Source organism: Frankia sp. CeD (assembly GCF_000732115.1).
Lineage (GTDB): Bacteria > Actinomycetota > Actinomycetes > Frankiales > Frankiaceae > Frankia > Frankia casuarinae.
In genome coordinates, this window is record NZ_JPGU01000007.1 from 103,047 (window position 1) to 123,537 (window position 20,491).

The 20,491-nt window shown below is 70.9% G+C and carries 17 protein-coding genes and 1 pseudogene (1 of these 18 running past the window's edge); 7 read left to right on the forward strand and 11 right to left on the reverse strand.

Annotated features, from left to right (window positions below; translation table 11 throughout):
- Positions 1-30: 30 nt before the first annotated feature.
- Positions 31-441 (reverse strand): PPOX class F420-dependent oxidoreductase, encoded by a 411-nt coding sequence (locus CED_RS07085; RefSeq protein ID WP_023840079.1) that lies wholly within the window; start codon positions 439-441, stop codon positions 31-33.
- Positions 442-614: 173 nt separating this feature from the next.
- Entirely contained in the window at positions 615-842 is a 228-nt protein-coding gene (locus tag CED_RS07090) for a DUF4287 domain-containing protein (RefSeq protein WP_035909327.1), read from the reverse strand.
- 199 nt (positions 843-1,041) lie between these two features.
- Between CED_RS07090 and CED_RS07095 the strand changes: the two genes are divergently transcribed.
- Positions 1,042-1,332, forward strand: a complete 291-nt coding sequence (locus CED_RS07095; protein ID WP_235186942.1) for a hypothetical protein — start codon at positions 1,042-1,044, stop codon at positions 1,330-1,332.
- A 50-nt stretch (positions 1,333-1,382) separates the two neighbouring features.
- On the opposite strand, the gene CED_RS07100 is transcribed toward CED_RS07095, so the two are convergent.
- Together CED_RS07100 and CED_RS07105 are read right to left on the reverse strand one after the other, a co-directional pair.
- Positions 1,383-2,432: a DUF459 domain-containing protein gene (locus CED_RS07100; protein WP_035909329.1), complete on the reverse strand. Its 1,050-nt coding sequence runs from the start codon at positions 2,430-2,432 to the stop codon at positions 1,383-1,385.
- 187 nt (positions 2,433-2,619) lie between these two features.
- Complete coding sequence (locus tag CED_RS07105; protein WP_011438285.1) at positions 2,620-4,314, reverse strand: MBOAT family protein; 1,695 nt, start codon at positions 4,312-4,314, stop codon at positions 2,620-2,622.
- 196 nt (positions 4,315-4,510) lie between these two features.
- Here CED_RS07105 and CED_RS07110 point away from each other — a divergent pair, with 196 nt between their 5' ends.
- Positions 4,511-5,413 carry an alpha/beta fold hydrolase gene (locus CED_RS07110; protein ID WP_011438284.1) on the forward strand — a complete coding sequence of 301 codons (903 nt, stop codon included), beginning with the start codon at positions 4,511-4,513 and terminating at the stop codon, positions 5,411-5,413.
- Positions 5,414-5,456: 43 nt separating this feature from the next.
- Here the strand turns inward: CED_RS07110 and CED_RS07115 are convergent, their stop codons facing one another.
- Together CED_RS07115 and CED_RS07120 are read right to left on the reverse strand one after the other, a co-directional pair.
- Complete coding sequence (locus CED_RS07115; protein WP_011438283.1) at positions 5,457-5,918, reverse strand: membrane protein; 462 nt, start codon at positions 5,916-5,918, stop codon at positions 5,457-5,459.
- A 55-nt stretch (positions 5,919-5,973) separates the two neighbouring features.
- Positions 5,974-7,125, reverse strand: coding sequence for a serine protease (locus CED_RS07120; RefSeq protein WP_035909331.1), 1,152 nt, complete (start codon positions 7,123-7,125; stop codon positions 5,974-5,976).
- 224 nt (positions 7,126-7,349) lie between these two features.
- Here CED_RS07120 and CED_RS07125 point away from each other — a divergent pair, with 224 nt between their 5' ends.
- Positions 7,350-7,973 carry a PadR family transcriptional regulator gene (locus tag CED_RS07125; RefSeq protein ID WP_035909332.1) on the forward strand — a complete coding sequence of 208 codons (624 nt, stop codon included), beginning with the start codon at positions 7,350-7,352 and terminating at the stop codon, positions 7,971-7,973.
- Here CED_RS07125 and CED_RS07130 read toward each other — a convergent pair.
- From CED_RS07130 to greA, 3 genes are all read right to left on the reverse strand, one after another.
- Entirely contained in the window at positions 7,893-9,887 is a 1,995-nt protein-coding gene (locus CED_RS07130) for a VWA domain-containing protein (protein WP_035909334.1), read from the reverse strand. The genes CED_RS07125 and CED_RS07130 overlap by 81 nt on opposite strands.
- 44 nt (positions 9,888-9,931) lie before the next feature.
- A complete protein-coding gene (locus CED_RS07135; protein ID WP_200875381.1) occupies positions 9,932-11,371 on the reverse strand; it encodes a magnesium chelatase in 1,440 nt (479 codons plus the stop codon).
- A gap of 123 nt (positions 11,372-11,494) precedes the next feature.
- Entirely contained in the window at positions 11,495-11,977 is a 483-nt protein-coding gene (gene greA, locus CED_RS07140) for a transcription elongation factor GreA (protein WP_011438278.1), read from the reverse strand.
- Between the two features lie 456 nt (positions 11,978-12,433).
- On the opposite strand from greA, the gene mca reads away from it, so the two are divergent.
- Both mca and CED_RS07150 read left to right on the forward strand, forming a co-directional pair.
- A complete protein-coding gene (gene mca / locus CED_RS07145; RefSeq protein ID WP_035909336.1) occupies positions 12,434-13,336 on the forward strand; it encodes a mycothiol conjugate amidase Mca in 903 nt (300 codons plus the stop codon).
- Between the two features lie 222 nt (positions 13,337-13,558).
- Positions 13,559-13,921 (forward strand): hypothetical protein, encoded by a 363-nt coding sequence (locus CED_RS07150; RefSeq protein ID WP_023840081.1) that lies wholly within the window; start codon positions 13,559-13,561, stop codon positions 13,919-13,921.
- Between the two features lie 20 nt (positions 13,922-13,941).
- Here the strand turns inward: CED_RS07150 and CED_RS07155 are convergent, their stop codons facing one another.
- On the reverse strand, positions 13,942-17,136 hold the full coding sequence (locus CED_RS07155) for a leucine--tRNA ligase (RefSeq protein ID WP_152569716.1): 3,195 nt from the start codon (positions 17,134-17,136) through the stop codon (positions 13,942-13,944).
- 275 nt (positions 17,137-17,411) lie between these two features.
- On the opposite strand from CED_RS07155, the gene CED_RS07160 reads away from it, so the two are divergent.
- Complete coding sequence (locus CED_RS07160) at positions 17,412-19,433, forward strand: thioredoxin domain-containing protein (protein ID WP_035909338.1); 2,022 nt, start codon at positions 17,412-17,414, stop codon at positions 19,431-19,433.
- A 199-nt stretch (positions 19,434-19,632) separates the two neighbouring features.
- On the forward strand, positions 19,633-20,184 hold the full coding sequence (locus tag CED_RS07165) for a hypothetical protein (protein ID WP_011438273.1): 552 nt from the start codon (positions 19,633-19,635) through the stop codon (positions 20,182-20,184).
- A gap of 40 nt (positions 20,185-20,224) precedes the next feature.
- On the opposite strand, the pseudogene CED_RS07170 reads toward CED_RS07165, so the two are convergent.
- Positions 20,225-20,491: pseudogene (locus tag CED_RS07170) on the reverse strand (hemolysin III family protein) (it continues 429 nt past the right edge of the window).

The window sequence follows — 20,491 nt, forward strand, 5'->3', positions numbered from 1 at the left end:
GCGCATAGCGGGTGTCCTCAAGCCTGGTCCTCAGCCCGAGACGTCCGGCCCCGCCGACCGCGCAGTGATCTGGATGATGCATCGCTGATCGCGGATCATCGCCGCCCGGTAGTCGTCCCAGTCGGGATGCTCACCCGCGATGTCTCGGTAATAGGAGATCAGGAGGTCCATCGCCGCCGGTAGCCGGACGATCTCGGCGGTTCCGTTGATCTGCACCCAGGGCCCGAAGAACTCATCGGGGAACACACAGATCCGTACGGTCGGATCCCGCTCGATGTGGCGGACCTTGTAGGCGGTGAGCCGGCTGCTGATCTGCAGACGGCCGTCGGTGTCCACCCCGACGGTGACCGGTGACATCTGGGGCGTGCCATCCCGGCGGGTGGTGCTGAGCACCGCCCGGTGGTGATCGCGTACGAACTCAGTGGCTGCGTCGAGGTTCATGCAGTCATTGTGATGTGTCCGGTGGCCGACCGGGCGCGTCAACGATGCGGACCATGTCCGCCCCATGGCGCCGGGTACCCGGCGCCATGGGGCGGGGGACAGCTGCGGGAAGCCGGGCCGTACCTCGACGCCCCACCGAGCGGCCGGGCCTGCGCGGCCGGGCCGCCGAGTGTCTACGCGCGGATCGCCCGCCGCCGCAGATCGGCCTCATGGACCAGGGCCGCCGCATAGCAGTGCGGCAGGTCGTGCTCGGCCCGCAGCCAGTTGACGCGCTCTGCGAAGCGGAGCAGGCCGGGTCCGTCGTCGAGCCGATCGAGCCAGTGGTTCACGTCGTGGCCGGTTGCCTTCGGTATCCGCTCGATGAGGATCNGGTGGGTCTGGGCGGAGCGGTTCAGCGACATGCGCGCCTCCTGAGGTGAAACCCGACGTCAACGGACCATGTCTGGAGGGTGCCCTATACCACAGTAGAGAGCAAGACCCGTTCCCGTCATCGTCAGGTAACCTGCTCGGATGTCCGACGAGGTCCGTGATCTCACCCGTGAGGTCGGCCTGCTGATTCACCGCCTTCAGTGTTGGTCCGGGTCATCATGGGATGTTCCGGTGGAATCCGGTGGTACCAGGGCGGAGCGGGCCGTTCGGCTGCTCGACGAACTGGCGTCGCTCGGCGAGCGGGCCGGCACGGGAGCGCCGGCCGGCGCTCGTCCGCCGCGGCTGGCGCCGCATGCCCTGACCGACCAGCTCGCGGTCCTCGCCGACGAGCTCGTCGGCGCGATCTCGGTGTCCGGTGCGGCGGCGCCGTCCGGTCGCGACGTCCTGGCCGCCGCCCGGGCCGCCGTCCTGGAGGCCCGCCGGGATCTGGGCGGCGCGGGCTTCGGGTTCCGCCCCCGTTGAGCGTTCGGTCGGTCTGATCGTCCAGTTCGGTCGGTCGGTCCGATCGTCGTTCACCGCAGGTTCCACGTGCTGCGCACGGTTTCCAGAACGTGTCCCGCGGCGATCCGCGCGCCGTCGAGACTCAGGTGCACGCCGTCACGGGCTCGGGCCAGGACGGTGTTACCGTCCGTGCCGGTGAGGTAGTCGCTGTATGCGCCGTTCTTCGACNACCACGGGGTGAGATCGAGATATCGGGCTCCGACCACCCTGGTCGTGGCGTCGAGGGTCGCCTCGTTCAGCCGGCGGAAGTAGCCGTTAAGCTGGTCCGACCGGGCCGGCGGGAGGCTGAGCCACAGCACTCGGCGGGCTCCGTCGCCGCTCCAGATCCGCATCACGACGATGGCACGCCGTTGGTACTCGGCGGTCCACGCGTCCGATCCGGCCGGCAGGACGGTTCCGTCCGCAAGCGTGATGCCCTGGCCGTCGTTCCCGCCCATTGCGACGATCACCAGCTCTGGGTTGCGCTGCGTGATCTGCGCCCGGGCATGGGTGGCCCAGTCGAAGAAGTCGGGCCGCACCAGGCCCGTGCCGAACCGCGTCTCGGTCTGTGCCCGGATCGTGGCNGGCGCACTGTTNATGATGCTCGGNCCGAGTGATTCCGTCAGCGAGTCCCCGGTGACCAGGACGCGCAGCGGATCGGCCGCGGTCGGGTGGCGCGGTGGCAGCGGGGAGCGGTGGGAACCGGCGGCGCCCGGCCCGAGGGCGCCGGGGCGATCGGGCTCGGCTTCAGCTCGGCTGGCCGCCGATGCCAGCTCGGAGAAGGTGCCGCCGGACTTGGCGTCGTGACCAAACGCGCGCGACAACCACCGGTCCGGTTCGTCGAGATGGACGGTCCGGGTGATCCGTTCGGTCGGCCGGGCCACGCCCAGCACGAGCGTGCGGGTGAGTCCTGGGCGCATGCCCTCGCCCGCGTGCACCATCGCCGAGGCGCGGAGCACCGCCAGCAGACCCAGGGTGACGGCTACCAGCAGGAAGGCCTGCCGAACCCGGACGACGCCGGTGGTCGCCGCGGGTGCGGTCGCCGGGGGTCCCGGTGGCGCCGAATCTTCACGCTCAGTCATCGCCCCTCGGCTTCGTTGACGCAGGTCACAGATGTCCCGGAATGTGATCGGGCGTTGCTATTAGATTACTCTAAGTTAAAGTCCCTCTCGCCGTTGCTCGTATCGTCCGGCCTGAGTGTTACCCCGGCCGGGGTAACACTCAGGCTCCGGGACCGGGGTTGGGCTGGGGAGAGCAGGCGAGCGTGACTCAGAAGCGGAAGTAGATGAACGGCGCGACGTCCTGTGGGCCGACGATCGCATAAATGATCATGATGCTCGGGGTGAGCAGCGCGATCTGGGCGCCAAGGCGCAGTCGGGTGAAGGCGGCCTGCGCGTGGATCCACCAGACGCGCGGGACGGCTGCGGTGGCCAGTCCCACCCCGATGGCGGCGAGGACCGTCGGAGTGACCAGCGGCGCCGGTCCGCTCGCGGTGAACAGCCGGACGACGAGCTCGCGTGCCGTTGCCAGGTCGGGCGCTCGGAACAGGACCCAGGTGGCACACACGAAGTGGAAGACGGCCAGCCGGCCGGCCCAGGCGCGGACCGGGTTGGGGACCGCTTCGGGAAGCGCGGCCTGTGCGGCGATGATCGTCCGGCGGCTCGCCGTGGTTGGCGTCCCCGCGGAACTGCCGGCGATGCCGAAGCCGGCAGCGGGACCGGGACCAATAACGGCGCCGGATCCGCCAGCGGAAAGGAGCGGTGCGGGGCTCTCCGATCCCGGCCGGGGTAGCGGCATCGCGGAGAGCCCCGCCGATTCGGCCTGTCCCGGGATCTGTTCCTGTCCCGTGGCTCGGGCCCGTCCCGGGATCTGCTCCTGTCCCGTGGCTCGGGCCCGTTCCGTCGCCCGGATCCGGTCCGCCCGTCGGGCCCGGATCCGGCGTTCGGTCACCAGCCCACCGCCGTGCAGCGCTCCCCACAGGACGAACGTCCAGGCGGCGCCGTGCCAGAGACCACCCAGAGTCATGGTGATCATGATGTTGAGGTAGGTGCGCCGCTGCCCCTTCCGGTTCCCTCCGAGCGGTAGGTAGACGTAGTCCCGTAGCCATCGGGACAGGGTCATGTGCCAGCGGCGCCAGAAGTCCTGCAGGGTGACGGCCGCGTAGGGACGGTCGAAGTTGTCCGGGAAGCGGAAGCCGAGCAGGAGGGCGATCCCGATCGCGATGTCGGAGTACGCCGAGAAGTCACAGTAGATCTGCACGGCGTAGCCGTAGCCGGCCGTGGCGATCTCCAGCGACGAGTGCTGGCCGGGTGCGTCGAAGACGGGGTCGACGAGGCGTGAGGCGATCAGATCGGCGAGCACCACCTTCTTGACCAGGCCGCCCACGATCAGGAACACGGCCCGGGTGGCCTGGACCTGGTTCGGGTCCCGTGGCGTGGCGAGCTGGGGGATGAACTCGCGCGCACGCACGATGGGACCGGCGACCAGATGCGGGAAGAACGCCTCGTACACGGCGAAGTCCAGCAGCGACGCGGGTGTGCTGGTGCCGCGATGGACGTCGATGACGTAGGACAGCGCCTGGAAGGTGAAGAACGAGATCCCGATCGGCAGCGCCACCTGGAGCAGGGGCAGCGCCGTGGGGAGACCGATCTCGGCCAGCGCGCGGTCCACCGACAGGGCGAAGAAGCTGTAGTACTTGAACCAGCCGAGCAGGCCGAGGTCGCAGACGATCGCGGCGATGAGGACGCGGCGGTCGCGCCAGCGGTGGATCGCGACGGCGGCACCCTGGTTGATCAAGGTGGAGGCCACGATCAGCAGCACGAAGCGTGCGTCCGCGAAGCCGTAGAAGAAATACGACGCCCCGAGGATGAACGGCTTCCACAGCCTCGGCCGGGGCATCAGCAGCCAGGAGATCGCCAGCACCACGACAAGGAACGCCGCAAACTCGATCGTCGGAAAGATCATGTGTGCCCGTCCGGTGGGGTCGCCCAGCAGGATAATCGCTTTAGGAAGTCGAGCGACTACCTAAAGTAGTTGATGGGTGGGGTGTTCGCCGCTCGACGGCCGCGCTGCCGGCATCCGCCTGGCCCTTTCGGGTAGCCTCCGGCCGATTGCCGGTGGAACTCGTGCGCCGGCGCCATGGGATGGCTACCTTCCGACCATGGGCATCGTCTCAGTCAACGGCATCGACCTCGCCTACGAGATCCACGGCGACGAGGACGGGTTGCCGCTGCTCCTGATCGGCGGCCTCGGGCAGCAGCTCGTCGGCTGGCACCCGGACCTGCTGGCCGCGCTCGGTCGTCGCGGTTATCGAACGATCATCTTCGACAACCGGGACGTGGGACTGTCCACTCATCTCGACCAGCTCGGTCGGCCCGACCTGGCGGCGATCCTGAGCGGTCGCTTCGACCTCGCTCCCTACCGGCTCGAGGACCTGGCCGCGGACGCGGTCGGCCTGCTGACCGCCCTCGGGATCGAGTCGGCGCACCTGATGGGCAGCTCGATGGGTGGCATGATCGCCCAGATCGTGGCCCTCGGGAACCCCGAGCGGGTGCGCAGCCTCACCTCGATGATGTCCCATCCGGGTGACCACCGGGTGCAGCCGACCGCCGAGGCGATCGCGCTGTTCCTGCGGCCGGCGCCGGCCGACCTGGAGGAGTTCGTCCTCGCCGGGCACGAGGCGCAGGAGGTCCTGGGCTCGCCGTTGTTCGCGCCGGACGTGGCGTGGCTGCGGCGGCGGGCCGAGATCCAATGGGGCCGTCGCCCGAACCCGGTCGGGGTCATGCGCCAGATCGCCGCCGTGCTCGCGGCGCCCGACCGCACCCCCGGGCTCGCGCGGCTCCCGGTCCCCACCCTCGTCGTCCACGGTGACGCGGACCCGCTCGTCCCGGTCCTCGGTGGTCGGTTGACGGCCGCGGCGATCCCGCTCGCGGAGCTGCTGGAGATCGACGGGATGGGGCATGAGCTCCCCCGCCAGGTCTGGGGTCGCATCCTGGACAAGCTTGACGATGTCGTGCATCGCGGGGAAGTCGATCGTCGCGGGACGCTCGCGCAGGCGAGCTGAGCGACGACCCGCCTGCCCGGATCGTCGCGGTGGCCCGGCCGCGTCAGGTCCCGGGCTTGATGACCATGAAAGCGATGATCAGTATCCAGCAGGCGGTGCTCACGGCGACACCCCCCATGATTGGAAGGGTACGCCGACGCGTGTCACCGCCCGCGTCGATCTCCTTGACGGCGTGGGCGAGCCCGGGCGCGATCATGCCCAGCGAGATCCCGGTGGCCACCACCCACAGCACGAGGGCACCCGACAGCCAGGGGTCGCCCAGCGACCGCACGCTGCCGAATGATCCCTGATGCACCAGCCCGAGGCCCGTCACGACGATGAGCAGTGAGGCGAGCGCGAGAGCCCGGATCATCCGCACGCACAGGCGCAGGATCGGCAGGGCACCGGCCCCCAACCGCAGCAGGCGCGGGGTGACCACGGTGATCAGCGTCAGCGGACCGATGACGAAGACCCCGAGAACGACGTGCACGGTCAGGAGGAGCCCGAAGCTGCCCGAATGCGGCATGCGCAGAAGGTATCGATCGTCGTCCGTCGGCCGTATCCCGGGGGACGGCGATCCGCTAGAGCCGGTAGGACTGGTAGTAGAGCGACTTCACCACGTCGCCGAAGTGAGTTCCGTACAGCTTGTCGTTGACCCCGGCATAGGCGTAGCTGNCCNCCCCGTCGNCCCAGCCGTGCCCGGAACCGAGCCGGCCGAGGCCGGTGAGTAGTGGCCCGCCGCTGGCGCCGGCCGTCATGCGGCAGGCGACGCCGATCGACGGGCTGCCGTAGGGGTCGCCGAAGCCGGGGCCGGCGCAGTAGACGAGTTGGCTGCCGTCGTAGGGGGGCAGCCGCGGGTAGCCGAAGGTGTACTGCGGATACGTCCCCGGAAGATCGAAGGCTATGCCCTGGGATCCGACCGTGTCCTCGAGATGACGGCCGCGGGACGGGGACGGGTTGAACAGGGCGAAGCCGGTGTCGACGTCGAAGTCGTCCTGGCGGGCCCACCCGGACGTCACGGTAAGCCGGCGGGCGGTCCAGATGCCGTAGGGCATCGCGCCGTTGTCGAACCCGGGGATGAAGATGACGTTCCGCGCGAACTGTTCCCCGCTACCGCCGTGCACGCAGTGCCCCGCGGTGACCACGAGGTCACGGCTGGGGCTGGACACGACGCTCGCGGAGCAGGCGTAGTCACTGCCGCCGATGGTGGCGAACAACCGGCCGGTGGTCGTGGTCACCAGCCCGCCCCGGGTGTAGGGCGTTCCGGCGCTCGGGGGCGGGGGAGCGTCGCTCGCGGCCGTTTCGGAGTCGCCGGCGGCAGGCGGGGCCGGCCCGGGACTGNGGGGGGCGGCATCGGCATGGTCGTTCGTGCGGGCCCCGAAGGCTNGGGCCCGCCGCTGCGCGCTCCAGTACCGTTCGACCTCGCGCTGCTCGGCGAGGGTCACCGCCCCCGGCGCCGAGAGGAGCTGTCCCGCGGTGGATCCCGGGTACGTGGCGGCGATCGGCGCGCCCCCTCGCCCGGTGTCCGACGCCGCCTGGGCGGGGCTGGCCGGAAGGGCCGCGGGTGCCAGCGCGACGCCCGCCGTCAGCAGGATCGCGACGGTGAGCCTCGATCGCGCCGGCGGGCGTGGGCGGGCCCGGGTGGCGCCGGGTACATCCGCCGGCGGGAGTGGGCGGAGGCGTGCCGCGTCCGCCCGTCGCTCGGACTCCTGGTCTGCACTCCGTGACGTCACGACAGCGCAGAGTAGCAGTACTGTCGCCTTCTGTGGCGGCTCGCGGGCGTTGTGGGACGGGTGGGTCGGCGGGCCGCGCCTCCCGCCCTTGTCGACCCCTCTCCATGGGCCGGTTGGAGAGGGCTGTAGGGGTAAGACGGCTAGGTGCTAGATAGTCCGGAAGAGACGGTACCTATAAACCCGTATCATTCAACCCGTATCATTCAAGCCATATCATCGAGACCATGGCTGGAATCGCGCTGACGCCGGTGTCGTATCTGGTCCTGGGGGAGGTGGCGCGGCGTGGCAGCGCCACTCCGTACGAGCTCAAGGTCGCGGTTGCCGGCTCGATCGGTAACTTCTGGTCGTTTCCGCACGCCCAGCTCTACAAGGAGCCGCCCCGCCTTGCCGCGGCCGGACTCCTCTCGGAGGAACGGGAGGAGTCCGGCCGCAGGCGGCGGATCTTTCGCCTGACCGACGCCGGCCGGAGCAGGTTGGCCGCGTGGCTCACCGTCCCGGAGGCCGGGCGCACCGAGCTGCGCGATCCCGGCCTGCTCAAGCTGGCATTCGCCGATCTGGGCCGGCCGGGTGATGTCAGCCGGCTCGCGCGGGCCCAGGCGGCGGCGCATCGCGCTCACCTGGAGGTGTACCGCTCCCTGATCGCGCTGCCCGCGGGCGCCCTGGCCTGGTCGCTGCGCCGGACCCTCGATCTCGGGCTCGGCTACGAGGAGCTCGCGGTCGAGTTCTGGGAACGCCTCGCCGCCGAGCCGGGCGGGGTGGCGCGGCGGTCAGCGGGCGGTGCGGTGCCTGCCCCGGGCCCGCAGGTAGTCCCGGATGACGTAGTTGCCGAGGGCGGNGGGATNGGGTGAGAGANCCCGCCCGCCGTTGCGTCTGGCTATCTCCTCGACGAACTGCACCAGCCGTGGCTCGTCGTCGAGCATGAACACGTTGACGGTCACGCCGCGCCGGGTGAGCCGGTCGACCTCGGCCAGGGTCAGCTCCAGGGTCTCGGGCATCGGCGGCCAGGAGAACGAGGGAGTACCGTCGCGCAGCAGGTGCGCGGTGGGCTCACCGTCGGTGACCACCATGATGACCGGCTCCGACTGCGGGTAGCGGCTCAGCAACCGGCCAGCGATGAGCAGGGCGTGCTGCAGGTTCGTGCCCTGCACCATCTCGGAGTCGAGCCCGGCGAGCTCGACCGGCCGCAGCTCCCGGGCGTAGTCCGAGAAGCCGACAATGTGGATCTTGTCTTGCGGGAACGACGTGCTGACGAGCGTGTGCAGCGCGAGTGCCGTCGACTTCGCGATGCCCCAGGTGCCCCGCAGCGCCATCGAGTAGGACAGGTCGACGAGCAGGCACACCGCCGCCGTGGCGCGGCGCTCCGTCTCGGCGACCTCGAAGTCGGCCACCGCCAGGCGGATCGGGTGGCCCCGGCCGGGCGGACCGCCGCGCAGCACCGCGTTGCGGACCGTGCGGACGACGTCGATCGGCTGGGTGTCGCCGAACTGCCAGGCCCGGGAGGTGCCCAGCAGATCCCCGGCGGAACCCGCGTCGGTCACGCTGTGATCCCCGCGGCCCCGGGCGGAGACCTGCCGGAAGATCCGGGCCAGTGCGGCCTGCCCGATCCGGCGCACCGCCCGCGGGGTGAGCTCGAGGCTCCCGGCCCGGCGGGTGAGGAATCCCTGCCGCTCCAGCTCCCGTTCGATCTCCTGCAGCCCTCGCAGATCGTCGACGGCGGACCGGCCCAGCGCCCGGGCCACCGCCTCGGGGTCAACGTCTTCCAGGGAGGCCCCGGCGTAGTCCTGCCCCAGCGCGGCGGCCAGTTCGTCCAGCTCCGCGAGCTCCTCCAGCGCGGTGGTGGCGTCGCCGAGACCGAGCGGTTCCTCGCCGCTCAGGCCGTCGCCCAACCGGCCGGCCCGCCCCCGCAGCCGTCCACCCCAGTTGAGGTCAGGTCGGGACGCGCGCAGCGCCTGCGCCAGTCGTGACATCTCCGCGGCGAGCCCCAGGTCCTCCATCGCCGTGGACATCAGATCGGCGAGTTCGGAGCGCTGCTGCGGGGTGAGCCCGGCCAGCAACCGCGCGGCGGCGGCGGCCCGGCGGGCCAGCGCGTCAACCAGTTCCTCCAGCGAGCCGGGGTTCTCCGGAAAGAAGTCGCCGAACTCCCGCATGAACCGGGCGAACGCCTCGTCGGTGTCCTCACCGCGGGCGTCCGCCTCCAGCAGGGCGTTGAGCGCGCCGACCATCTCCCGGATCCGGGCGAAGTCCTCGGGCGTGGCCCCCTCCAGGGCCTGCTTCATCCCCTTGAACTGGGAATCGAGGACCTCGCGACGCAGCAGCTCGGAGATCTTCTCGTACGTCTCGCGGGCCGGCGGGGACCGCCAGTCATACTCGGCGAGCGAGCGCACCGCACGGGCGGGGTCCGCGGGCAGCGCGTCCAGCTCGGCTTCGCGCAGCCGGGCGTCGTCGGAGGGGTCGGGGAACAGCGCCGCCCGTTCCTGGCCCACGGCGGTGTCGAGCAGCCGGCGGACCTCTTGGAGTGTCCCGTCCANCCGGCCGNGGGATCGGGCCTCCCGCCGGTGCCGCTCGACGGCCCGGCGCATGTCGTCCAGACCACGCCGGCCCGGCATGCCCCGGCGCAGCAGCGACTCCAGAGCCTCCCGCGGGGTGCGTCCCTCCAGAATCTGGCGGGACATCTCATCCAGGGCGTCGGACGCGGTGAAGGGAGAGGCGAGTGGGTCGGGTCCGCCGTCCCACGGGCCATACCGGAATGTTCCGGAATTCACTGTTCCTCCTGGAAGCTTCCGTGCCGAGGCCAGGTGCCGCCGGGTCAGGTGCCGTAGACGGTCCGTCCGGGAAGCTCTTCCTTGGCCAGCCGGCGGTTGAGGTGCAGTCCCTCCATCGCCAGCTCCAGCGCGGCCGCCGCGAGCCCCGGCGACTCCGCCCCGTCCACGCCGAGCCTGGTCAGGATCGCCGCGAGCCCGGGCACCGGCCCGACCCGGCGCAGCAGCTCGGCCGCCGCTACCAGGTCGCCGGTCTCGACCGGGCCATCCGCGTCGAAGCGGGCCTGCAGGCCGGTGAGGTCCGCGCCGGCCAGCCTTGCCCGGAATGTCTCGGCCACCGCGCGGCGCAACAGCAGCGCGAGGACCTCGTCCTCCCGGCCCTCCTCCAGCTGGTCGAACTCGACCTTGCCGCGTACCGCCGGGACGATCGCGGCGAGGTCGACCACCCGTGCGGTGGGCGTCTCCTCGCCGGTCAGCGCCGCGCGGCGGACCGCCGAAGCCGCCACCGTCTCGGCCGCGGCCACCGACAGCCGGGCCGACACCCCCGAGCGCTGGTCGACCTGGGGGGCGTCGCGCACCAGCCGGGTGAACCGGGCCACGATCTCCACCAGGTGATCGGGTATCTCCGGTGCGCCGAGCGGGGACCCCGCCCAGGACATCACCGCCTCCTGGCGGATCAGCGCCAGTTCGTCGGTGAGGTGCAGCGGGTAGTGGGTGCGGACCTCGGCGCCGAACCGGTCCTTGAGCGGCGTGATGATCCGCCCCCGGTTGGTGTAGTCCTCGGGGTTGGCCGAGGCGACCAGCAGCAGGTCCAGCGGCAACCGGAGCAGGTAGCCGCGGACCTGNATGTCCCGCTCCTCCAGCACGTTGAGCAGCGCGACCTGGATCCGTTCGGNGAGGTCGGGCAGCTCGTTGACGCTGAAGATCCCGCGGTTGGTGCGTGGCACCAGCCCGTAGTGGACCGTCTCGGGATCGCNGAGCGTGCGGCCCTCGGCGACCTTCACCGGGTCGACGTCGCCGATGAGGTCGCCGACGCTCGTGTCCGGGGTCGCGAGCTTCTCGCTGAACCGCTCGCCGCGGTGCCGCCAGACCACCGGCAGCGCGTCACCGAGATCGGCCGCCAGCGCCCGGCATCGGCCGCAGACCGGCGCGTAGGGGTGGTCGTTGATCTCACAGCCGGCGACGGCCGGCGACCACTCGTCGAGCAGACTCACCAGAGTGCGGATGAGCCGGGTCTTGCCCTGCCCGCGCTCGCCGAGGAAGACGATGTCGTGACCGGCCAGGATGGCCCGCTCGACCTGGGGAAGGACGGTCTCGTCGAAACCGACGATGCCCGGGAACCGGGGGCCGTCGCCCTGCATCAGGGCGACGAGGTTGTCGCGCAGCTCCGTCCGCACCGGGCGGTGCGCGTGCCCGCTGCGGCGCAGCCCACCCAGGGTGGTGAACTGCGGGGCGGCGGCCGTCGGCGGGTGGACCGCAGATGCCACGGTCGGGGGCACGGTCGGTGGTATGGAATGACTGGGCTGTGCCGGCAGATCCTCCACCCGNTGACGGTACGCCGACGCCGCCACCCGTGCAGCCGGGCCGGCGCTCNTCCGCTGCTGGCGTAGTCAGCCCGAGTAGGGCGACACCGAGACGATCTCGACCTTGGCCGAACGGCCGTTGGGCAGCGTGTAGGAGACGGTCTCGCCCGCCTTGTGCCCGCTCACCGCGCCGCCTAGCGGGGACGCCGGGGAGAAGACCTCGATGGGCGTGCTGTGGTCCTCACGCGAGCCGATGAGGAACTTCTCCGTCTCCCGTTCGCCGGAGAAGCGCACCTCGACGACGGTGCCGGGGCCGGCCTCGCCGGTCGCCGCGGGTGCCTCGCCGACCTGGGCGTCGCGCAGCAGGTCCGTGAGCTGGCGAATCCGGGCCTCCTGCTTGCCCTGCTCCTCCTTGGCCGCGTGGTAGCCGCCGTTTTCCTTGAGGTCGCCCTCCTCGCGGGCAGCCTCAATTTTGGTCGCGATCTCCGTACGCCACGGGCCGGTCAGGTAGTCGAGCTCGGAGCGGAGCCGGTCGTATGCCTCCTGGGTGAGCCAAGTCTGCTGCGTCACGCGGGTCACGCTCCTCGGTGAACATCAAAAGGGTCATCATACCAAAATGAATCAAGGAATCCGATGTCGGGCTTGGTGGCTCTGGCGGCGTCTGGACCGCCCGGAAGCTCCGGACCGGCGGGNCAGCCCNTNCGGGNGNTCCGACAGCCCNTGCCTTCGACCTCGACCACGCATGCTTCACGCAGGGGTGGGAGGACGACGGAACCGGCCGTCGTCCATCGGCCCTCCGGACCGGGCCGACGACGATGTCGGTGCGCCGGTCGACGGCAGGCCTGCCGTCGAAGCATGCGCGGACGGTGCATTGTGCCACGGCGTTGGGTGACTTTTCCAGACCGAACGCGGGGCGGGCCCCGGCGGTTCCTCGGACGAGGTCGGATCACCCAGACCGGTGAGCCCGGAACAACGTCGAGGCATCAGGAACGTCGAGGCATCAGCAACGTCGAGGCATCAGGAACAATGGGCCGCATGCCCGCGGTCCACGATCGGCATGGCCTGCGCCTGATGGCCATCCACGCCCACCCCGATGACGAGTCCAGCAANGGCGCCGCCACCATGGCACGTTACGCCAGCGAGGGCGCCGACGTCCTCGTGGTCACGTGTACCGGGGGAGAGGAGGGCAGCATCCTCANCCCCGCGATGGACCAGCCGGGTGTCGCCGCCCGGATGGCGGAGATCCGCAGGCAGGAGATGGAGGCCGCCCGGCTCATCCTCGGGGTCCGCCAGGAGTGGCTCGGCTTCGTCGACTCCGGACTGCCTGAGGGCGATCCGCCGCCGCCTGTTCCGGACGGGCGGTTCGCCACCATCGCGCTCGGCGAGGCGGCCCGTCCGCTGGTCCGGTTGATCCGTCAGTTCCGGCCGCAGGTCATCACGACCTACGACGAGTCGGGCGGGTATCCGCATCCCGACCACATCATGACCCATCGGGTCAGTGTGGAGGCGTTCGAGGCGGCCGGTGATCCCGACCGTTATCCCGAGGTCGGTGTCGACGCCGGCCTCGAACCCTGGCAGCCGCTCAAGCTTTACTACCACCTCACCTTCCACAAGGAGCGCGTCCTCGCTCTCCACGAGGAGATGATGGCCCGCGGTCTGGAGTCCCCCTATGCCGAGCGGCTGGCCGAGTGGGTCGACCGCGCCGAGGACACCGGTCGGCTCACCACCCAGGTGGAGTGCGCGGACTGGTTCGAGACCCGCGACCGGGCACTGATCGCCCACGCCACCCAGGTCGACCCCACCGGATGGTGGTTCCGGATACCCCTGGAGGTGCAGCGGGACGCCTGGCCGACAGAGGACTACCAGCTGGCCCGTTCTCTTATCGAGGTCGGCATGCTGCCCGAAGACGATCTGTTCAACGGCGTGTGACTCTCCGGTAACCTGACCTTTCAGGTGGCATGTGACTTTTCGGATGGCATGTGACTTTTCGAACAGTATGTGATCTAGTCAACGGTGCGTGACCGCGGAGGCGGAGGACTCGTACGGCAGGGCGTAGGGTCGGAATCGGCGCCCGTCGTGGAGTGTCCCCGTGGCGGGCGGTGACAGCAGGTGTGGCGGACACCAGAGGACACCAGGTGTGAGGACGTGCCCGTGAACGAGGTCTTCGCCGCTTCCGTGCTGGTCGAGAGGAAGATCGACGCCGGAGCCGTCGGGCTCCTCGTCGTCCTGGCACTGATCGCGGCCTCCAGTGTGATCTTCTTCTTCCTCTCGAAGAGCCTGCGCCGGATGCGGTCGAACGTCGCCAGCGGCGAGTTCGCCGGCGTCGACCCTGATCCGAACGCGATGCGCCGGCTGGACGGTGGAGACGGGCCGGTTATCGACGGGGAGGTCGTCGAGGAGACCGCCGGCACCGCCGGCGCCGGTAGCACGGCGGGCCTGGCGGGTGGCGGCGAGCAGCTGGACCTGCCGACCCAGCCTGGACCCCCCGCGGGCTCCGCGGGGAGCGATCGGTAGGCGGCTGCCGCAGACCCCGGCTAGGCGGGGGAGATGGCGATATTCACGATCCGACCGGGCACGACGATGATCTTCTTGATCGTCCGACCATCGGTCTGCCGGGCGAACTCGGGATGCGCGGCGAGCAGATCGCGAACCGTCTGCTCCGCTGAACCGTCCGGAACCTCGATGGTGAACCGGACCTTCCCGTTCACCTGGACCGGGATCGTCCTGACCGACTCGGCGGCCAGCGCCGGATCCCCGATCGGGAAGGCGACCGTGCTGACCGACTCCTCGTGACCGAGGCGGGACCACAGTTCCTCGGCGATGTGCGGGGCCAGCGGGGCCGCCATCAGGGTGAGCGGCTCGGCGAGCGCGCGGGGGGGGGGGGATTTCCCGTAGCTCTTGCTGACGAAGTTGGTTAGTTCGATGAGCCGGGCGACCGCGGTGTTGAACCGCAGCCCCGCGTATTCGGCGGTGACCGTGAGGATCGTCCGGTGCAGGACGCGAAGAGCCTCGCCGTCCAACGGCTCGTCAACGACGGCGGCCGCCCCGGNGGTTTCGTCGACGACGGTGCGCCACAGCCGCTGGAGGAACCGGTGCGAACCGACGATGTCGTCGGTGTGCCATGGCCGGTCAGCGTCGAGCGGGCCCATCGCCATCTCGTAGACGCGCAGCGTGTCGGCGCCGAACCTGTCGTACATCTCGTCCGGGCTGACGCTGTTCTTCAGGCTCTTGCCCATCTTGCCCGAGCGCCGGTTGACCGGGGCGCCCTGGAAGAGGAACCGGCCGTCGGGGGTCGCCGTCACCTCGGCCGCCGGGACGTACATGCCCCGGGCGTCGGTGAAGGCATCCGCCTGGATGTATCCCTGGTTGAACAGCCGCTTGAACGGCTCCTTGGTGGAGACGTGGCCCAGGTCGTAGAGCACCTTGTGCCAGAACCGGGCGTAGAGCAGGTGCAGCACGGCGTGCTCGACACCGCCGACGTACAGATCGACGCCGCCGTCGCCGGGAACCGCGCCCGGCCTGGCCATCCAGTAGCGCTCGACGGTCGGGTCGACGAAGCGCTCGGTGTTGGTCGGGTCCAGGTAGCGCAGGTAGTACCAACACGAACCGGCCCACTGCGGCATGGTGTTCGTCTCGCGCCGGTACTGCTTCGGCCCGTCGCCGAGATCCAGGGTGACCGTCACCCAGTCGGCCACCCGGGCCAGGGGGGGCACCGGGTCGCTCGCGTCGTCCTCGGCCATCGCCGTGGGCCGGAAGTCGGTCATCTCCGGCAGTTCGATCGGCAGCAGCTCGTCGGGAACCGCGTGGGGCAGCCCGTCGACATCGAAGACGATCGGGAACGGCTCGCCCCAGTACCGCTGGCGGGAGAACAGCCAGTCCCGCAGCCGGTACGACCGCGCCGACCTGCCGGCGCCGATCTCCTCCAGCCAGTGAACCGTGGCCTTGATCGCCTCGCTTTTCGACAGGCCGACCAGCACCGGGGCGCTGGCCGGACCGGGCCGATACTCGCCCGCACCGCTGAACGCCTCGGGCCACTGCGCTGATGGAGTCGCGGGCACTACCCCGTGCGCGGCGTACCAGTCCGCGTCCGGCTCCAGCACGGCGGGGATCGGCAGGTCGAACGCGCGGGCGAAGGAGAAGTCCCGGCTGTCGTGCGCCGGTACCGCCATGATTGCCCCGGTGCCGTAGCCCAGCAGCACATAGTCGGCCAGGAAGACCGGGATGNCCCCGCCACCGACCGGGTTGCGCACGTACGAGCCGGTGAACACGCCGGTGCGGTCGATGACCTCCTCGCCGCGCTGCCGGTCGCTGCGGTGGGCCGCGAACTCCCGGTAGGCGTCGACGGCGGCTCGCGGGGTCCACGCCGGATCGGCGCCCGCCTCCGGCCCGGCGGTGTCCGCCGGTTCCGTGCCGCCGCCCGGCCGTCCCGCCGGGAAGCGCCAGCTCACCGGGGTGTCCGCCGGCCAGGTGTCGGCGATCAGGGCGTCGGCCAGGGGATGTTCGGGCGCGAGTACCAGGAAGGTGGCCCCCGCCAGGGTGTCCGGGCGGGTGGTATAGACCTCGATACGCCGGGCGGTCGATGAGCCAGACGGATCGGACGCACCTGCCTCCTCGCCGGGGGCGACGACGGTGAACTCGACGCTGGCGCCCTCGCTCGGACTGATCCAGTTGCGCTGCATCTGCTTGATCGAGTCCGGCCAGTCGACCAGGTCGAGGTCGGAGATCAGCCGCTCGGCATAGGCGGTGATCCGCAGGATCCACTGCTTCAGCGGCCGGCGAAACACTGGGTAGTTCCCGATGTCGCTGCGGCCGTCGGCGGTGACCTCCTCGTTCGCCAGCACGGTGCCCAGCCCCGGGCACCAGTTGACCAGCTGTTCGGAGATGTAGGCCAGGCGGTGCGCGTTGACGACCTTCCGGCGGGACACCTCGTCGAGTTCGGTCCACGCCAGCCCGGCCGGGTTCGCCGCCCGGACCGCGTCAACCGACACGGCCGTGTTCCCCCCGGCGGGGCCGGCTACCGGCGCCCGGGTGCCCGCGGCGAACTCCTCGATCAGCTCGGCGATCGGCCGGGCCCGGCCGGCCTGCGGGTCGTACCAGCTGTTGAAGATCTGCTGGAAGATCCACTGCGTCCAGCGGTAGTAGCCCACGTCGGTCGTCGCGATCTCGCGGCGGGNGTCGTGGCCCAGCCCCAGCCGGGNGAGTTGGCGGCGCATGTTGGCGATGTTGGCGTTGGTGGTGTCGCGGGGATGCTGGCCCGTGTTGATGGCGTACTGCTCGGCGGGCAGGCCGAAGGAGTCGTATCCNAACGGATGCAGCACGTGCCGGCCGGACATCCGCAGATAGCGGGCGAACACGTCGGTGCCGATGTACCCCAGCGGGTGCCCGACGTGCAGCCCCGAGCCGCTCGGATAGGGGAACATGTCCATGATGTAGAACGGCTCCCGGCNGGCGACCTTCTCGAAGCCCGTCGAGAGCGGCCCGACCGGGTTCGGCGAGTTGAACGTGCCCTCGTCGGCCCACCGGCGCTGCCAGCGCCGCTCGATGTCGGCGGCGAGCCGGGCGTCGTACCGGAAGCTCGGCTCGACGCTCCCGGTCCCGGCGGGGGCGCCGCCCGCGGTGCCCGCGGCTGCCGGGATGATCCCGCCAGACGCACCGGTCGGTGCCACCGTGGTGTCCGCGGCGCCGGTCCGGGCGCCGGGCTCGGCCGTCTCACTCATCGCTCGTGCCATCCAAACTCGTTGGTACGTCGACCCTCTCACCGCTCTCGCGGCGGGAACGGCGGCCTGACGGACGGCGGTCGGGCGAGCGGACGGCGGGGATCGTGCGGTCCCACGAGCCTATCCGCCGGGTACGTCGGCGCGGCGGGCCGGTCGAGGAAGCGCGCCGATCACGTCGGCGCGGCGTGGAGATGAGGGCGGACTACCTGGGCGCGCCTTTGGTTGCATATCCAGAGGCCTACGGGGTTCCGCGGGCCTGGCGGACACGCAGATCATGAGGAGTTCGGGTGCCTAACAAGCTCGCGGAGCAGACGTCTCCGTACCTGCTGCAGCACGCGGACAACCCGGTCGACTGGTGGCCCTGGAGCCCGGCGGCCTTCGCCGAGGCGGCCCGGCGGGGGGTGCCGGTGCTGCTCTCGGTGGGCTACGCATCCTGCCACTGGTGCCATGTCATGGCGCACGAATCGTTCGAGGACGCCGCGACCGCCGAGTACATGAACGACCACTTCGTCAACATCAAGGTGGATCGGGAGGAGCGGCCCGACGTCGACTCCGTCTACATGGACGTCACCGTCGCCCTGACCGGGCACGGCGGCTGGCCGATGACGGTGTTCCTCNCCCCTNCCGCCGAGCCGTTCTTCGCCGGCACCTACTTCCCGCCGCGTCCCCGGCCCGGCATGGGGTCGTTCCGCCAGGTCCTGACGGCGGTCACCGAGGCCTGGCGGACCCGGCGGGACGAGATCGAGGAGTCGGGGGCGGACATCGCCCGCCGGCTCGCCGAGGCGGCGACGCGTGGTCCGGCGTCCGGTCTCGCAGCCGAGATCACCCCGGCTCTGCTCGACACCGCCGTGGCGGGGCTGTCGGCCCGCTTTGACGCCCGTCACGGNGGATTCGGCGGTGCGCCGAAGTTCCCGCCGTCCATGGTCGCCGAGATGCTGCTGCGGCACTCCGCCCGCACGGGGGACGCGCGCAGCCTGGAGATGGTCGCGGTGACCTGCGAACGGATGGCGCGTGGGGGCATCTACGACCAGCTCGCCGGGGGGTTCGCCCGGTACAGCGTCGATGCGACGTGGACGGTCCCGCACTTCGAGAAGATGCTCTACGACAACGCGCTGCTGCTGCGGGTCTACCTGCACCTGTGGCGGGCCACCGGGTCGGCACTGGCCGAACGGGTGGTCCGGGAGACGGCAGCCTTCCTGCTTGCGGATCTGCGCACCCCCCAGGGGGGGTTCGCCTCGGCGCTCGACGCGGATGCCGTTCCCGCGGATGCCGTTCCCGCGAGCGCTGCCCCGGCGGGAGCGCACCCCGAGGAGGGGGCCAGCTACGCCTGGACACCCGCCCAGTTCGTCGCCGTCCTCGGGCCGGAAGACGGGCGGTGGGCCGCCGGCGTCTNCGGCGTCACCGAGCAGGGCAGTTTCGAACGTGGTACGTCGGTGCTGCGCCTGCCGGCGGACCCGGACGATCCGGCGAGGTTCGCGGCGGTCCGCGCGGCCCTGGCCGCGGCACGGGCGACCCGGCCGCAGCCGGCTCGCGACGACAAGGTGGTGGCCGCCTGGAACGGCCTGGCCATCGCGGCGTTGGCCGAGGCTGGCGCGTTGTTCGACGAGCCGGACTGGGTGCGGGCCGCCGAACAGGCCGCCGTCCTGCTCCGGGACGTGCATCTCGTCAACGGACGCCTGCGCCGGACGAGCCGGGACGGGCGGGTTGGCGTGAACGCCGGGGTACTGGAGGACTACGGCGACGTCGCCGAGGGACTGCTCACCCTGCACCAGGTCACCGGCGATCCGGAGTGGCTCGCGCTCGCTGGGACGCTGCTGGACATCGTCCGTGATCGGTTCGCGGCCTCTGACGGGGGGNTCTTCGATACCGCGGACGACGCGGAGGTGCTGTTGCGCCGGCCGCGGGACGACTCGGACTCGGCGACCCCGTCGGGCCAGGCGGCTGTCGCCGGCGCCCTGGTCAGCTACGCGGCGTTGACCGGTTCCACCGAACACCGGTCGGCCGCCGAGACGACGGTGGCGCGCGTCGCTCCGTTGCTGGCCCGGGATGCCCGGTTCGCCGGTTGGGCCGGTGCGGTCGCCGAGGCGCTGCTGGCCGGGCCGGCCGAGGTCGCGGTCGTGGACAGCCCGGCGCTGGAACGGCTCGCCCGCCTCGGCACGGCGCCCGGTGCGGTCGTGGTGACCAGCGGACCGCTGACCGTCGGCCGGGAAACGGCTGGGGTGTACGTGTGCCGGGATTTCGTCTGTGAGCTGCCGGNCCGGACCGCAGCCGAGGTGCGCCGCCAACTCGGGGTGAAGGTGGCCAGCTGACCGTCCCTCTTCTTTCACTGGTGATGCGGTAAGCATGTTGCACTGGTGATGCGGTAAGACTGGCGGTGCGGTAAGCATGTAATTGTCACGAGGGGTTCTTCGGATCCGCTCTGGAGTGCCAGATCGGGCCTCCGGGTCCGGATCAGCCGGCAGGCCGGGCCCGCGCGCGGGTCCCGATCGGAGATCGAGGGGACACGTCATGTCCGGTCCGCGTGGACGGGGGTACGGCAGACCGGGGGAGCGGGCGGAGGTGGTTCCGGCGGACGACGCCGCAGCCTGGTTCGCCGAGCACATCCCGGCCGGGTGGTTCGCCGGGATGCCCACGGTGGTCGTGGACCGGGACGAGATCACGGTCATCGGGGTACTCGCGGCCGGCGGCGTCGCGCCCGGAGGAGGGCCGTCGGCGACGGGGGCCCGGATCCGGCGGTTCCGGGAGCAGACCCGTGAGGAACGGATCGCCATCGCCACGAAGGCCGAACATCGGTACAACCGCAAGGTGGCGTGGGGCGCGACCGTCGGTGACACCACCGAGCTGTTCACCGCGCTGTCCGTGCCGGTGATGACCCGGCTGCGCCAGCCGGAACGCCAGGTGCTCGACACCCTCGTCGACTCGGGGGTGGCGCGCAGCCGCAGCGAGGCCCTCGCCTGGTGCGTACGTCTGGTGGGCGAGAACGCCGACAGCTGGCTGCGCCAGCTCCGGGAGGCCATGGAACAGGTGGAGAAGATCCGCTCGGTGGGCCCTCGGCTGTAGCCGCCGGAGCCCCCGGTAGCCGCCGTGCGGGGGAAGGCTGTTAGTAGATGGCGAAGAGCAGCGCAATGTAGTGGCAGGTCGCGGCGACGAGGGNGAAGGCATGGAACACCTCGTGGTAGCCGAAGATCGTGGGNGCCGGGTCCGGTCGCCGGCAGGCGTAGACGACGGCGCCGAGGCTGTAGCAGACCCCCCCCACGAGCAGAAGTACCATCGAGGCGATCCCGGCCCGGTGGGCGAGCTCCGGGATCACGAAGACGGCTACCCAGCCGAGCGCGATGTAGAGCNGCACGGTCAGGTNNNNCNNNNA

Excerpts from the sequence above, each read along its gene's own strand:
- CED_RS07085 (WP_023840079.1), bottom strand. The coding sequence starts at position 441 with ATGAACCTCGACGCAGCCACTGAGTTCGTACGCGATCACCACCGGGCG.
- CED_RS07105 (WP_011438285.1), bottom strand. The coding sequence starts at position 4,314 with ATGATCTTTCCGACGATCGAGTTTGCGGCGTTCCTTGTCGTGGTGCTG.
- CED_RS07110 (WP_011438284.1), top strand. The coding sequence starts at position 4,511 with ATGGGCATCGTCTCAGTCAACGGCATCGACCTCGCCTACGAGATCCAC.
- CED_RS07115 (WP_011438283.1), bottom strand. The coding sequence starts at position 5,918 with ATGCCGCATTCGGGCAGCTTCGGGCTCCTCCTGACCGTGCACGTCGTT.
- CED_RS07165 (WP_011438273.1), top strand. The coding sequence starts at position 19,633 with ATGTCCGGTCCGCGTGGACGGGGGTACGGCAGACCGGGGGAGCGGGCG.